At 33.3% G+C, this 14,260-nt stretch carries 15 protein-coding genes and 1 riboswitch; all 15 genes read right to left on the minus strand.

Annotated features, from left to right (window positions below):
- Positions 1-4: 4 nt before the first annotated feature.
- Positions 5-952 carry an adenosylcobinamide-phosphate synthase CbiB gene (cbiB, locus tag K337_RS0115415; RefSeq protein ID WP_028857391.1) on the minus strand — a complete coding sequence of 316 codons (948 nt, stop codon included), beginning with the start codon at positions 950-952 and terminating at the stop codon, positions 5-7.
- Entirely contained in the window at positions 949-1,686 is a 738-nt protein-coding gene (cobK, locus tag K337_RS0115420; protein ID WP_028857392.1) for a precorrin-6A reductase, read from the minus strand. The genes cbiB and cobK overlap by 4 nt, the downstream gene beginning before the upstream one ends.
- Positions 1,683-2,411 (minus strand): precorrin-3B C(17)-methyltransferase, encoded by a 729-nt coding sequence (gene cobJ, locus K337_RS0115425; RefSeq protein ID WP_037030015.1) that lies wholly within the window; start codon positions 2,409-2,411, stop codon positions 1,683-1,685. Before cobJ ends, cobK begins: the two co-directional genes overlap by 4 nt.
- A gap of 15 nt (positions 2,412-2,426) precedes the next feature.
- Complete coding sequence (cbiG, locus tag K337_RS0115430) at positions 2,427-3,461, minus strand: cobalt-precorrin 5A hydrolase (RefSeq protein ID WP_028857394.1); 1,035 nt, start codon at positions 3,459-3,461, stop codon at positions 2,427-2,429.
- Positions 3,462-3,637: 176 nt separating this feature from the next.
- Positions 3,638-4,396: a precorrin-4 C(11)-methyltransferase gene (gene cobM, locus K337_RS0115435; RefSeq protein WP_028857395.1), complete on the minus strand. Its 759-nt coding sequence runs from the start codon at positions 4,394-4,396 to the stop codon at positions 3,638-3,640.
- Positions 4,375-5,094: a precorrin-2 C(20)-methyltransferase gene (cobI, locus tag K337_RS0115440; RefSeq protein WP_028857396.1), complete on the minus strand. Its 720-nt coding sequence runs from the start codon at positions 5,092-5,094 to the stop codon at positions 4,375-4,377. Before cobI ends, cobM begins: the two co-directional genes overlap by 22 nt.
- Before the next feature lie 3 nt (positions 5,095-5,097).
- Positions 5,098-5,667, minus strand: a complete 570-nt coding sequence (gene cbiT, locus K337_RS0115445; protein WP_028857397.1) for a precorrin-6Y C5,15-methyltransferase (decarboxylating) subunit CbiT — start codon at positions 5,665-5,667, stop codon at positions 5,098-5,100.
- Positions 5,668-5,717: 50 nt separating this feature from the next.
- Positions 5,718-6,353 (minus strand): precorrin-6y C5,15-methyltransferase (decarboxylating) subunit CbiE, encoded by a 636-nt coding sequence (cbiE, locus tag K337_RS0115450; protein ID WP_028857398.1) that lies wholly within the window; start codon positions 6,351-6,353, stop codon positions 5,718-5,720.
- Entirely contained in the window at positions 6,340-7,515 is a 1,176-nt protein-coding gene (gene cbiD, locus K337_RS0115455) for a cobalt-precorrin-5B (C(1))-methyltransferase CbiD (protein WP_037030017.1), read from the minus strand. The genes cbiE and cbiD overlap by 14 nt, the downstream gene beginning before the upstream one ends.
- An 8-nt stretch (positions 7,516-7,523) precedes the next feature.
- On the minus strand, positions 7,524-8,171 hold the full coding sequence (locus K337_RS0115460) for a precorrin-8X methylmutase (RefSeq protein WP_028857400.1): 648 nt from the start codon (positions 8,169-8,171) through the stop codon (positions 7,524-7,526).
- A 12-nt stretch (positions 8,172-8,183) separates the two neighbouring features.
- The gene (locus K337_RS18770; RefSeq protein WP_051251831.1) at positions 8,184-9,083 is read right to left on the minus strand and encodes an ABC transporter substrate-binding protein; all 900 of its coding nucleotides are present in this window, start codon (positions 9,081-9,083) and stop codon (positions 8,184-8,186) included.
- Entirely contained in the window at positions 9,080-9,859 is a 780-nt protein-coding gene (locus K337_RS0115470) for an ABC transporter ATP-binding protein (RefSeq protein WP_028857401.1), read from the minus strand. Before K337_RS0115470 ends, K337_RS18770 begins: the two co-directional genes overlap by 4 nt.
- Complete coding sequence (locus tag K337_RS0115475) at positions 9,856-10,854, minus strand: FecCD family ABC transporter permease (RefSeq protein WP_028857402.1); 999 nt, start codon at positions 10,852-10,854, stop codon at positions 9,856-9,858. The genes K337_RS0115470 and K337_RS0115475 overlap by 4 nt, the downstream gene beginning before the upstream one ends.
- Before the next feature lie 6 nt (positions 10,855-10,860).
- Positions 10,861-11,781 (minus strand): sirohydrochlorin cobaltochelatase, encoded by a 921-nt coding sequence (locus K337_RS0115480; protein WP_028857403.1) that lies wholly within the window; start codon positions 11,779-11,781, stop codon positions 10,861-10,863.
- A 144-nt stretch (positions 11,782-11,925) separates the two neighbouring features.
- Positions 11,926-12,102, minus strand: a riboswitch (cobalamin riboswitch).
- A gap of 213 nt (positions 12,103-12,315) precedes the next feature.
- The gene (locus K337_RS0115485) at positions 12,316-14,022 is read right to left on the minus strand and encodes an ABC transporter ATP-binding protein (protein ID WP_028857404.1); all 1,707 of its coding nucleotides are present in this window, start codon (positions 14,020-14,022) and stop codon (positions 12,316-12,318) included.
- Positions 14,023-14,260 lie beyond the last annotated feature (238 nt).

The following is a 14,260-nucleotide window of genomic DNA, read 5'->3' on the forward strand; positions in this document are numbered from 1 at the left end:
TTTTTTAGTTTAAACCATTTAATATAAGTACAGCATAAGCCATTCCCATACCTAGTATAGATGACCCATACATCAATTTAATATTTCTCTTTATATCCATTAATTCAAACTCTTTTTTCTTATCTCCTATTGTAGGCTTCTCCTTCAGTCTACCAAAATAACTGGTAGCTCCTCCAAATTGAACCCCCAATGCTCCTGCCACAGCTGATTCAGATTGTGCTGAATTTGGGCTGGCATGATTATATCTATCTCTAAAGAATACCTTCCATGAATTTTTAAAGTCATATCTAAGGAAAAGTGCCGATATAGGAATGAGTATTCCTCCAGTTAATCTGGCAGGAATCACGTTAGCTACATCATCTACACGAGCTGAAAACCATCCAAAATCTTTATACTTTTCATTTTTATACCCTACCATAGAATCCAATGTATTAATAGCTTTATATCCCATTGCAAGGGCCACTCCAAGGGGAGTTGCAGGTGCTATTAAATATCCTACTACCATAAAAAATAATGGCGATATTATTCCATCTACTGTATTTTCAGAGATAGTTTCCATAACACTTCTAACAATATCCTTCTCCTGCATATAGCCAGTGTCACGGCTGACTAAGTAGGAGAGTTCCTTTCTTGCCAACTGCATATCTTTTTTCTTTAATATATTAAATACTTTCACTCCTTCAAGAGCCAGTGATCTAGTAGCAAATATAGTGTATATCAGATAGATCTCAATTATCTCCAGATAACCTGAAATTAGGTATGTTATACCAACAGTTAATCCTACTACTATCAAATTTAATATTATCCCGCCTATTTTTTTATATTTATATAATATTTTTTCTAAAAAAGTAATGATTCTCCCGATTACTACCACTGGGTGTAATAAACTCCTAGGATCTCCAAATACCAGATCTAAAATAAATCCAGTCAATATTATATCTTCAACTCTCATTTAATCGCTCCTATCAAATCATCTATCTCATTATAAAGGTTTCTATACTGAACTACCGGTCTTTTTAAAACTACTACTTTTACTCCTAAATTTGAAGCTGCTTCTACTTTTTCCAACTCCCCACCTGTGGCACCACTCTCTTTGGTCACGACATATTTTATATCATAATTTCCGTAGATAGCCTCGTTAAAGGTTGTGTTAAAAGGGCCTTGAAGACCTAATATCTGTGAGGGCCTAAACCCTGCATCCTCACATTTTTTTATGGCATATTCAGTAGGTAGTACCCTGATATAGATAGACTTTTTGTTTTTTAAATCTTTAAATAGATGGATATTATTACTTCCTAAAGTAAGTAATATATTTCCCCTTACACCTTCTAAAAAATTAATTAATTTCTCTAAACTATAAAAACTATTTTCTTTTTTATATTCTAACATACTTCTTTCATATCGATAATAGGGTACACCTAAAATTGTTGACAATTTAAGTAAATTATTAGAAATCTCTATGGCATAGGGATGAGTAGCATCTACAATGCAACTTACATCCATCTCATTAGCCAAATTTTCAAGACCTTCTAAATCTAGTTTTGCTACTCTGACTTCTAAATCTAAGTGAGAGATCAACTGTCCACCATACTCTGTAGCTGTAGTCACTATGATCTTATGTTTATCTATTAAAAGCTTTTCAGCTATTATTCTAGAATCTTTAGTTCCTCCAGCAAGCAAGATCAAAGTTTATATCCTCTTGGTGTTATCATTTTCCCATTTTTTACATAAGTTTTAGAATTTCCTACTATTACCACAGTAAACATATTTATCTCGTGGTTCAGCATATCTTCTAATGTAGTTAGAACATATTCTTCTCCGTTTCTTTTTGCATTTCTTACTATTGCTACAGGCGTATCTTTCTTTTTATGTCTTAGCATGATCTCTCTTGCTTCTACAATTTGAGTAGTTCTAGAAAAACTCTTAGGGTTATAGTATGAGATTACAAAATCACCTTGAGAAGCTAGATCTATTCTCTTCGTTATTAATTCCCAGTCAGTTAACAGATCACTCAAACTAATCGTTGCATGATCGTGCATTATAGGTGCTCCTACAACACTTGCTCCAGCATTAGAAGCTGTAATTCCAGGTACTATCTCTACCTCGATATCGCTGTCTAAAGCTACTTCCAGCATAATTCCTGCCATTCCATAGACACCTGATTCACCACTACTGATTAGAGATATAGTTTTTCCACTTTCAGCTAGTTTTAATGTTTCGTTGCATCTGTCTATCTCTTTTTTCATAGCAGATCTAATTAATTCCTTTTCAGGGAACATATCTTCTACCAATGAAATATATGTCTTATGTCCAATTAATATATCTGATTTTTTCATAGAATCAAAGGCTTTAAAACTCATATTGTCCTTATTTCCAGGCCCCATTCCAACTACATATATTTTTCCTTTCATTATTTCCCTCCAAGTCTATTCTTCATATATTGATACTGTCACACCATTATATCTCTTCTTCTCTTTTATAAATTTACCAACTTTATTACTAGATAGATACGCTACAGGAGCAGAAACACATCTCACTCCTATAGTTTTTTCTACAAAGTCAGATCCTTCATAGTTATTTTGGATAAGCTTTATCTGCTTCCTATCTATAACTATCAATTCTTTGCCTAACTTCTCACAGACTTCTAATAATCCAACCTCATCTGCTTTTACATCTACAGTGGCAATATGTTTTATGCTATCCATATGCAGGTTACACTCTTTCATAGTTAACTCTATACCATCTAGTATAGTTTCAGCAGGTGTATCCCTCCTGCATCCAATCCCCAGTATTATATTTTCAGGAATTATTTGTGTTACCTCAATGTTTAGCCTGTTAGACATAACCACTATACCTGATATACCTTTTTTTATCCCTTTTGTTTTATTACAAACAGGGGAATTAGAATTTAAGTTTACCGACATGTTACTCGGTAACCTTAGCTCTACCCTTTCTCCATTAACTATAAGAGCAGTTACATCTTTAGCACTCTCAAGGTCTCTCAGGTGGGCTTTTAACTTCATAGCTATAGTATCTACTGCTATACTTCCAGACACATCTGAAGCTGTGGAAATAACCGGTATTCCACCTATATTTTCTGCAATCATAGAAGCTAATTCATTAGCTCCTCCTAAATGACCAGAAAGTAGTGATGTGATAAACTTACCATCTTCATCACTTGTAATTATAGCAGGATCTACATCTTTGCTTTTTAGGAGGGGAGCTATAGTTCTCACTACTATCCCGCTTGCCATGATAAAATATAAACTGTCATAACTATCAAATATCTTAGAGATGGTGTCTTTAAACCCATTCTCCATAGGGATGGTTTTATCATCACTGTATTTTGATAATGTAAATACATCTATAGTTTTAAATCTATTTGTAGGAGTAAGCAGGTCTTTTATCTCAATACCTTTTCTAGTAGCCTTTTTAGTTAATGTGATAATAGCTAACCTCATAAAACCCTCCTTGTTGTATATTTCTTGATGCAACCTTACCCTCTCTCTTTGTCTCTCTCCCTGATTATGACCCTCATCCTCCTACGTTGCTCCCTCGTAGGGAGTAACAAAGTAGAGGTAATTACTATAGGTTTCTCCCTACAAGGGAGAAATCCGATAAAAAGGGAAGAGGGTCTTTACTTTATTCCTTCTCTGTATTCATGGGTAAAGTGCTTGTCATATAATTTTGATTTTGAGTATTCATCCCCCATAAATCTACCTACTAAAATTTGAGCTGTTTTCGTGATATTTGCCTTTTCTACTTTTTCTGCAATATTTTCTAATGTTCCCATTACTATCTTCTGATCTTCCCAGGTAGCTCTTTGGATTACCGCTACTGGTGTATCTAGATCATAGTGGGATAATAATTGATCTACTACCTTGTCTATCATCTGTACCGATAAGAAGATTGCCATAGATGTCTTGTGAGACGCTAATAACTCTAACTTTTCTAATTCTGGAACTGGTGTTCTTCCTTCCATCCTAGTACAAATAACAGTTTGAGAAACATCTGGAAGTGTAAACTCTTTTTTTATAGCAGCGGCTGATGCTAGGAAAGAACTTACCCCTGGGATAACTTCAAATTCTATATTGTGGCTGGCTAATATATCCATTTGTTCCCTATGAGCTCCATAGATAGCAGGGTCTCCTGTATGTACTCTAGCTACCATCTTCCCATCATTTATAGCTTTTACTGTTACTTCTATCACTTCGTCTAAATTCATAGATGCACTATTGTATACCTCTGCTCCATCTTTATGGCACTCAATTACCTGTCTTGGTACTAATGATCCTGCATAGATAATAACATCAGCTTCCTTTACTAGTCTTTGTCCCTTTACTGTGATTAATTCTGGATCTCCAGGGCCTGCTCCTATGAAAAATACTTTTGCCATTGTCTTACACCACCCTTTTTAAGTAATATAGTCGTGAAGTATGAGATATCATCACGAGTGATATTTTCTAAATCATAATAGATTTTTTCTGAATCTTTCCCGCAGTTAGAGATTAAAACTACATTATCCATATTTCCAGTTTCTCTAAAAGCTTCCTTTAATCTCTCTAAATTTCTAGTGACTTTCATAAAGACTAAATTATCTGCCGACTCTATCTCTTTTACTAAATTTGTTTCTTTAGCAATAGGGATAACTTTTAGTGTTTCGTCTCCCATAAGTAAAGGTGTTCTCAGTCTTGAAGTTATAGAAGCAAATGAAGTGATTCCAGGGATAGATTCAACCTCTATCTTATCCTCTAATAACTCCATTGCATATACAAATGTACTGAGGGTCATAGGGTCTCCAATAGTTATAAATGCTATATTTTTCCCTTCTTTTACCAATTTATTTACAATCTTTGAGTATTCTAATCTATCATCTTCACGTATTTTATCGTTATCTACAGTTGTGAAGTCTAAAAATACCTTTTCGATATCTTCTTTCATATATCCCTTTGCAATTTCAAATGCTGTACTATAGTTTTTTGTATTTGCACGGGGTAAGATTACTACATCTGATTCTCCCAGGGCTCTTACAGCTTTCATTGTTAACATCTCCGGATCTCCTACACCTACACCTATTCCATATAATTTTGCCATTTTTTATTTACTCCTTTTGGCCGATATAATATATATCGGGTTTTCACCCATCATCATATTATATCTACCTATTTTTTTATTTCTTGCTATATTTATATTAACTACTTCTATCTCACAAAATTTAAGTTTTTCTAATCCTTTCATAGCTTCACCCAAACTTTCTAAAGTTATAGTATTTATAACCACTTTTGCGTTTTCTCTAGAATGACTCAAGAACCATTCCAAAATAGTTTCTAAGTTTCCCTTAGATCCTCCTATAAACATCCTGTCTACTTCTATTTCAGGGATATCACTTGGAGCTAATCCTTCCACCAGTTCATAATTTGTCACATTAAACTTTTCTATGTTTTGATGGATCACTTCTATTCCATCAGGGTTTACCTCTATTCCAAAAACTTTACCTTTTGGTGTAAAGTTAGCGGCCTCTATTCCAACACTGCCGGACCCTGCTCCTACATCGATTAAGACACTATCTTCTTTTAGGTCTAGCTTTGCTACAGATATACACCTAACTTCCTGCTTAGTCATAGGTACTTTGCCGCGGATAAATTCTTTATCTTCTATATGAACCATTATCTTCTCCTCCTTTTCCTATTGTATTGCCTATAAGGCTCCTTCTTTCATTAGGAAGAAAGATTGTCGGGTATTACTATCACTACATTTATATCAAAAATAATCTTTAACTCTGCCATCTCTTTCAAACTAAGTTTTGTTATTCTTTCATCATCATAACTTAATCTTTCTCCTACAAATATAGTCCCTTTCACTTCATTTTTTAATAAAATCTGTGCTATTACCTGGGGAGTCATTTTATTATCTGTAAGAAGTCCTGCTTTTTTACCATCCTTTATAGGAGTAATATAGTCACATTCCCTGCCGTGAACACTACCTATAAAAGTATCTTCATAGGAATAACCTATTGCCGAAAACATATACTGCATGGAGGAGATACCTGAAATAATATTTAAATCTTCTATCTCAAAATACCTTTTCATAAAGGGAATCATACTATAAAATCCTGTATCCCCTGAGACTATAAGGGAAATTCTTTTCTCTCTATTTTCTTTAATATAGACGGCTAACTGATCTAAATACCTGTCTATATATCTTATCTCTTTTCCCTGCGCAAGGGTTCCTAAAGATTCTATATTTCTCTTGCCTCCGATCAATATATCAGATTTTGTTATATATTCTTTAGTGATAGGAAGGATATATTTTTTATTCCCAGGGCCTAGCCCCAGTATATTAATTTTTTTCATAGTTATCCACCATCCTGTTAAATCCATCTGTTCTGGCTAATTCTCCATGATCAAAGGAAAAAGTCAACACCTCAACCTCTACTTCATCGAAAACTCTCTTTTCACATTTCTGTTTAATTTTTTTTGCAATTGTTTTGTTGGTTTCCTTTAATTTTAGATAAGACAATCCCTCTTCTGTAGTATTAGCCTCTATAATTTTAATTACATCTTCTGGGGCTTCTCCTGCTAATAGAGCATTGGCTCCTAATATTTCCATTCGTCCATCGGATATCTTTGAATGAGTATGAAATATTCCTCCGGCCACCTTGATGAGTTTTCCTATATGTCCCACTAAAACTATTTTTTTATATCCTAATACTTTTATGTTATCTAGGATAAATCCCATAAAATTACTGATGATGATGATCTTTTTAGGATCTACCTTCAGTTCTTCTACCAAAAACTTCTTCCCGTAGTTTCCAGGAGTAATAATTACCGTGTCTTCTGAGTATTCTTCTAAAAGCATCTTCAATTCTATGACTATAGAGTCCCGCCAAGATTCTTCTGACATCGGTTTTACTATACCAGTAGTTCCTAATATCGATATCCCGCCTAATATTCCTAGTTTAGGATTAAAGGTCTTTTTCCCTACTTCAACTCCCATTGGAATATCTATAGTAACCTCGACCTTTTTTCCCTTAGGTAAGACCTTTTCTATCTCATAAAATATAGTCCGGACAGGCACAGGGTTTATTGCCGGCTTTCCTATAGCTACCTGCAATCCCTTTTTAGTGACTCTTCCTACACCTATCCCGCCACATAGGGATATATTCTTTTTATCATTGATAAAGTTATCTCCCCTGTCTTCTATCTTCTCATCCTCTAAAATTTCTTTGAGAGTTGCAAATATTTCTATTTTGTCAGTAGCATCGGGGTCATCCCCACCATCTTTTATAATACTAGTTTTAACATATCTATAGTTATCGATAACCCCTATTTCAATACTGTTTATATCTAGATTTAAATTCCATCCCTTAGGAGTTTCTATCTCTATAGTAGATAGGTCTTCTTTTTGAAAATATATTTCCACTGCGCTCTTACAGGCTCCTGCTGCAGTTGACCCAGTAGTATATCCATATCTCATCTTTTTTCCGTTTTGGACGGTATATTTATCTAATTTCATAATTAAAATTATTCTCCTAAAAATCCTTTTCTATCATACATATCATATAAAATACCGTGGAATGTAGCTACAGCTACTGTACTTCCACCCTTTCTTCCCCTAGTTACAATATAAGGAATATCCAATTCTCTCAGCCTTTCTTTGGAATCTTCAGCTCCTACAAATCCAACTGGCACTCCTACTACAAGATTAGGTCTATACCCTTTTTCAATAGCTTCCATCAATGTAAATAGAGCTGTAGGAGCGTTTCCGATCAAGAATATCTTTGTTTTTGCATCTTTTATTGCTTTTTCCATCCCCACTATCGAACGAGTCAATCCTCTTTCCTTTGCTTCTATTACCACCTTCTCATCTGAAACCAGACAATAAGCACCTACATCCCATTTTTCCATAGTTTTCTTACTCAGACCATTTACGATCATATTGGTGTCACAATAGATCTTACTTCCCTCTTCAATGGCTTTTTTTCCGCTTTCTATCGCATCTTTTGATATCTCTACTATGTCAGCATATTCAAAGTCAGCAGTAGTATGAATAAGTCTCTTTACAATTTTTAACTCACCTTCGGTAAATTGCATTGCTTTTTCACCTAATTCATTAGTGATTATCTCAAAACTCTTATTTTCAATTGCCATAGGCTTTTTTACATAACTCATTTTATCCCCCTGTTAAAAATATTTTGGATAGACAACATGTCCAATTTCATTTATCCCATCTAATAATCCATTTGTTGGTCTCGATACATTATATTCATCTATTATATAGATTTCATCTTCCCTTACTGCTCTTATTGCTTTGTAACCAGGTGCTTTTTTTATTATATCCACAGTGGGCCTATTCATAGCTCCATACTGTGCTAAATATACATCTATCTTTTCCCCTCGTGCTAACAATAATTCTTTGGGAAAATCAGCCACACTGGACCCTTTTTTTGTAGGAGTAGCATCATAAGCTATATTCTCTATATCCAATACTCCTAAAATATAAGCTGGTATCCCATCTAGGGAGGTTGTTTGATTGGTTTTATGTCTAGCCTCAAAGAACACTGTTTTCCTTTCATTAGTAGGTATTGAATCGGCCTTTTTCTTTAATTTCGCTAAGTTCATATGAAAATCATCTGTATATTGGACCGCTTCCTTTTCATAACCGCTTAGTTTACCTAGTGTCAGCCAATAGTTATCTAATTCTTCAAATTTTGTAGGCTTTATAGTTACTACAGTCAAATTTGCATTCTTTAATGATCTTATTAATCCGCTGAACCTGTCTCTAATCATAGGTCTTATTAAGATCAAATCCGGTTTCGCAGATATAAATTTTTCTACACTGTCTTTATACGAAAAAACCTCTATCCCCAGATCAGCATTACTTTTTTCTACTCCTACCAAGTTCTTCTCAGCACCTATATTTACTAAAACATCTGTATGAGCTCCATAGAGGGAGATTATCCTAGTGTGAGGTTTAGTCAGATCTATTATTTTCCCAGATTCACTTATTATCTCTGTATTAGAAGGAAAACATAACTGTGTCATAAAAATAAAGATCGATAATAATTTTATTATTTTAATCATTCTAAATCATCTCCTAGTCTTGGGAATACAAATGTGTTCTTTTCTGTTTTATATTTCTCCCATCCGATTTTAAATACTTCTTCTAATTTTTTTGAATTAAGCACATCTTGGGTTTTTCCGCTGGTTACAATCCTTCCCTTCTCCAATAAGAGGATTTCATCACAATAAAGTGAAGCTAAATTAAAGTCGTGAAATACCCCTATCACTGTGGTTTGTTCCTCTACCACTCTTTTTCTTACAAGGCTCAGTAAAGTATGGGAATAATAAGGATCCAAATTCGAAGTTGACTCATCTAGAAATAAAATAGGTGTTGTCTGAATCAATGCCTTTCCAAATATTACCCTTTGTTCCTCTCCGCCACTTAGAGTAGTTATTTCCTTATCTAAAAATTCTTCTAACCCTATTTCTTTTATTACTTTGTCGATAATCTCATAATCTTTTTTCTGAAGACTAAAAAACTTTTTCTTATAGGGATATCTTCCCATCTCCAATATGTCAGAAACAGAGAAAGGAAAAACTATATCAAATTTTTGCGGTACTATTGCAATTTTTTTTGCTAACTTTAAATGAGAATATTCCTTTAATTCCTTTTTTTCAATATAAATTTCAGATTCTGTGGCATTCTTATATCCACTTAAGATATCCAAAAAAGTAGTTTTTCCACTTCCATTGGGTCCTAATATTCCATAAAATTTACCCTTCTCAAATTTGAAAGACAGGTCATCTAAGATTTGAGTTCCATCTATAGAATAGTTTATTTTTTTTATATCTATCATCTCAGATTTCCTCCTCCCATCTTTTTCCTAAAAATCAGAGCAAAGAAAGGTGCTCCTAGTAGTGATGTGATTACTCCTACAGGAATATCATTAGGTAATACTACTCGGACTACATTATCAGCAGCTCCCATAATAACTCCACCCCATATAGCACAGCCTATAATTAATTTTTTATTGTCTGTTCCCATGATGAATCGGAGAAGATGAGGTACTACAAGTCCTACAAATCCTATTATTCCACAGGTAGAAACTGCTACAGCTGATAAGATCGAACTGACAACCAATAATATCCTCCTGATCCTGCTGGGGTTTATCCCCAACGAGATAGCACTTTTTTCTCCCAATGCTAGTATATTTAAATCTTCTGCATAATAACAAAAAAATACGAATCCAAAGACCCATATTGCACTCAAGATACTGACTTCCATCCATGATTTCCCGGTAAAGCTCCCAAGCAGCCAAAATATAATAGCCCCTACACCCTCGTCAGCTAAATACTTTAAAAAACTTAATCCTGCAGAGAAGAAAGCTCCAATTATTATTCCTCCTAATATTATAGAAGTAGGATTCATCTTCCTCTCAAAAGATCCCATCTTGATAACAACTGCCAAACAGAGTATTGCAAATATAAATGAAACTATATGTGTGCTGAAAATTCCAAAAACTGTTATGTTTAGAACTATAGCAAGAGCAGCACCAAATGAAGCACCACTTGAGATCCCCAATGTATATGGATCAGCCAAGGGGTTTAATAAAACCCCTTGAAATACCAATCCGCACATGGATAAAATTGAACCTATTAAGATCGAAGTGAGAATCCTCGGTAATCTCACTTCATGGATAATATACCAATTAGGAGCTCCCTCCCCGCCTTTTATACTCTCTATCACTTCCTTTAATGGAATTTTTATATATCCCATTTGAAGGTAGAAGAATACTGAAAGAATTAATAGTATTATTCCAATTATTGTCCACAATTTAAAATGTTTTTTCATAAATTTCTACGGTTGCATCCCATTTGCATACTCTTTCTTTTTAGCTAACATATTTTCTTTTTCATGAGTCAACCCAAATTCTGCATGTTTAACATATATCTTTCTGATCCCTTCATTCTCTCCTAAACCAACCATGTGAGCTTTTACAGTAAACCCATTTTTTTCTAATTCTTCCTTCATCTCTCCAGCTATATCGTTGTGTGCATGATCTCCAGCAACTATCATAAATGGATATAAATTTACATGTTTAATTTTCTTTGTTTTTAATTGTTTAATTATTGTATCTAATGTAGGGTACCCTTCTACAGTTCCAAAGAATACATTTTCAGAATAATACTCATGGAATACATTTTCGATCATAGAATATGCAGAATTTGCTGGATGGTGAGTACCATGCCCGATAAATACAGTTGCTTCATCTTTCTTTAAAACTTTATAAGTAGGAGCTAATGCTGATGCAGTATCTTTATAATCAGCTAACAATGTTAATAAGGGGTCACTAACTTTTAATACTTTAAAATCTCCCTCATGTAAGGCAACTTCTTTCTTTAAAGTTTCAGATTCTAATCCGTTCATAATATGTGTTCCTTGGACTAACACATGTGTATATCCTTCTTTTTTTAATATATCTAGTGCCTCACTTGGATTATTAAAAGTAATCCCTTCATTCTTTTTAATTCTTCTCATGATAATTCTAGATGTAAAAGCAGTTACTACTTTAAAATCTGGATATGAATTTTTAAATTCTTTCTCTAAAGCCATAATCGTTTTTGCTCTTGTTTCTGGATATGTTGTCCCAAAACTTACTAATACAATAGCTTTTTTTTCTGCCTTAAACAGATCCTTTGATGGTTCATGTACTGCTCCCTTTGCTAATAATGTTACACCCATTACCAACATCACTAATACTACTAACACTTTTTTCATTTTTTTCCTCCTGAGTTTAATTTTGAGAATAAAAAATAAGATGAAATTGTCTCTTTTTTCGTAAAAAAAAGTCCCCTAAAACTTAGGGAACTAGAACATTTTATACAGCAAAAGCTACAAATGTCTACATCCTTGTCCTCGCAAGTTCGTAAAAATAATCTGGCAGGTCTCCTGACTTGACTTCACCTTACTCATAGCCCTTCCCGAATTGCTTCAGTGGTATACTATTTTCATCTGTCTTACAGTGGCGGGACCGTGTAGGATTTTCACCCACTTCCCTTTTAATCGATACAAATCGAACCAAGATTATATTTTATTAAATTGTCATTAACTTTATACCATGTTTACTTTTTTTTTACAACGTATTTCTTTTAATTCAACATTAATTTTTTTAATTTAAAATTAATATTTTTTAATAAAAAGTAACTGTTTTTTATACAGATTAAAAATTGAATGTATGCCGTGAGTTATATTACTTTCCTTTTTTATGTCAAAATTGGAAAACTGTCATAAAGAGAGTTACTAGTTACTCGTCTAACGATAAAGTTTAGCATAGGATCCTTCTAATTTTAATAGTTCCTCATGGGTTCCAGTTTCTACCACACCTTCTTTATCCATAACTACAATTCTGTCAGAATTTATGATAGTTGAAAGCCTGTGAGCTATAGTTATAGTAGTTCTGTTTTTGGATAGTGTCGTAAGGGCTTCCTGGATTAATTTTTCTGTAATATTATCTAAAGATGCAGTAGCTTCATCCAATATCAATATCTTTGGATTTTTTAAAAATATCCTGGCTATAGATATCCTTTGCTTTTGCCCTCCGGAAAGTTTGACTCCTCTTTCTCCTACCAAAGTATCAAATCCCTTTGGTAAACTAATTATAAATTCATATATGTTGGCGTTCTTAGATGCTTCTACAAGGTCTTCTTCAGCTGCACCTAACTTACCATAGCTTATATTCTCCCTTATCGTTCCCCCAAATAAAAATGCCTCCTGAGGGACAATCCCTATATTCCCTCGAAGAGAAGTTAATTTTATCTTACTTATATCTGTTCCATCTATAGTTATCCTTCCAGAATCAATATCATAGAACCTTGGAATCAAATTTGAAATAGTTGATTTTCCTACACCACTAGATCCTACTATGGCTATATTTTCTCCAGATTTTATTTTCAAATTAAATTCATTTAAAATTAAAGATGATTTTTTATAGGAGAAATTTACATCCTGCAGCTGTATCTCTCCTTTTATTTCCTTTAAAATTATTGGATTTTCCACCTCTTTTATCTGTGGAGTTATTTCCATCATCTCCTGAAACCTTCTATATCCTGCCATTCCTTTTTGATAACTTTGAACCAAGATCATCATCTTTCTGATAGGCTCCATAAATCTATAGGAATACAAGAGAAAACTAATTAAGATACCATAGGTTAACTCTCCGTGCAATATTAAATATCCTCCATAAAATATTACTATAAACTGCATAAGGTTCATAAATATATGGATTCCTGAGAAAAAAACAGCAGTAGTTTTATAAGTTTCTTTTTTAGCTTCTTGAAATTCCTGGTTTTTTTCCTCGAATTTATCTATCTCATAATTTTCATTATTGAATTGCTTTACTATCCTAATCCCACCAATGCTTTCCTCAGCACAGGAATTTATATCTGCTATTTTTTTTCTGGTTTTACCAAATGCCATCTTCATCTTCCATTTTTGAGTGATAGAAAAGTAGATCATAAAGGGTAAAACTGAAAATATAACCAAGGTTAATTTTACATTTAAAGTGATCATTAATGCAAAAGCTCCTGCTAATCTGATTACAGCAATAAATAGGTCTATAGGGCCATGATTGGCTAACTCCGATATCCCGCTCAGATCATTTACTAATTTTGACATAATTACTCCGGTTTTATTGTTATCAAAATAACCAAAAGATAACTTTTGAATATGAGTAAATAATTCCTTTCTCATCTTGGTCTCTATCTTAATTCCTAGAACATTTCCATAGTACAGCTGACAGTAACTGACAGCATATCTCATTAAATACATAAATATTAATCCAACAGATATATAATAAAATGTTTTCAGATCTTTTGCCGGAATTACTTTATCTATTACTATTTGAATCACTTTTGGAAAAATTAAATCCAGTGATGCAAGTAGTACAGCACAGGCTAATGTAAACATTAATAATTTAATATGGGGTCTATAATATTTTATAAATGATTTTAATTCGTTCATTTTAGCTCCTTTGATTTTAATTTTATATTAATAAATTATCGGTCTTTTCAAGGATCGTATGAAATTTCCCTTTAAAATCATCTTATCATATCTTTTCAAATAAAACTATATCCTCCATTTACAGAATAAAAAAAGGGAGAAATTTCTCCCTAAGATTTTTACTATACTCATCAGCTATGTGACATTAGATCCAAATCTGTCATAACCCAAATTTTTATAAACTTTAATTCATCTATAA

Source organism: Psychrilyobacter atlanticus DSM 19335, assembly GCF_000426625.1.
Taxonomy (GTDB): domain Bacteria; phylum Fusobacteriota; class Fusobacteriia; order Fusobacteriales; family Fusobacteriaceae; genus Psychrilyobacter; species Psychrilyobacter atlanticus.

Bases quoted from the DNA above. Each gene is read 5' to 3' on its own strand.
- cbiB (WP_028857391.1), bottom strand. From the start codon at position 952: ATGAGAGTTGAAGATATAATATTGACTGGATTTATTTTAGATCTGGTA.
- cobJ (WP_037030015.1), bottom strand. From the start codon at position 2,411: ATGAAAGGAAAAATATATGTAGTTGGAATGGGGCCTGGAAATAAGGAC.
- cbiG (WP_028857394.1), bottom strand. From the start codon at position 3,461: ATGAGGTTAGCTATTATCACATTAACTAAAAAGGCTACTAGAAAAGGT.
- cobM (WP_028857395.1), bottom strand. From the start codon at position 4,396: ATGGCAAAAGTATTTTTCATAGGAGCAGGCCCTGGAGATCCAGAATTA.
- cobI (WP_028857396.1), bottom strand. From the start codon at position 5,094: ATGGCAAAATTATATGGAATAGGTGTAGGTGTAGGAGATCCGGAGATG.
- cbiT (WP_028857397.1), bottom strand. From the start codon at position 5,667: ATGGTTCATATAGAAGATAAAGAATTTATCCGCGGCAAAGTACCTATG.
- cbiE (WP_028857398.1), bottom strand. From the start codon at position 6,353: ATGAAAAAAATTAATATACTGGGGCTAGGCCCTGGGAATAAAAAATAT.
- cbiD (WP_037030017.1), bottom strand. From the start codon at position 7,515: ATGAAATTAGATAAATATACCGTCCAAAACGGAAAAAAGATGAGATAT.
- K337_RS0115460 (WP_028857400.1), bottom strand. From the start codon at position 8,171: ATGAGTTATGTAAAAAAGCCTATGGCAATTGAAAATAAGAGTTTTGAG.
- K337_RS18770 (WP_051251831.1), bottom strand. From the start codon at position 9,083: ATGATTAAAATAATAAAATTATTATCGATCTTTATTTTTATGACACAG.
- K337_RS0115470 (WP_028857401.1), bottom strand. From the start codon at position 9,859: ATGATAGATATAAAAAAAATAAACTATTCTATAGATGGAACTCAAATC.
- K337_RS0115475 (WP_028857402.1), bottom strand. From the start codon at position 10,854: ATGAAAAAACATTTTAAATTGTGGACAATAATTGGAATAATACTATTA.
- K337_RS0115480 (WP_028857403.1), bottom strand. From the start codon at position 11,781: ATGAAAAAAGTGTTAGTAGTATTAGTGATGTTGGTAATGGGTGTAACA.
- K337_RS0115485 (WP_028857404.1), bottom strand. From the start codon at position 14,022: ATGAACGAATTAAAATCATTTATAAAATATTATAGACCCCATATTAAA.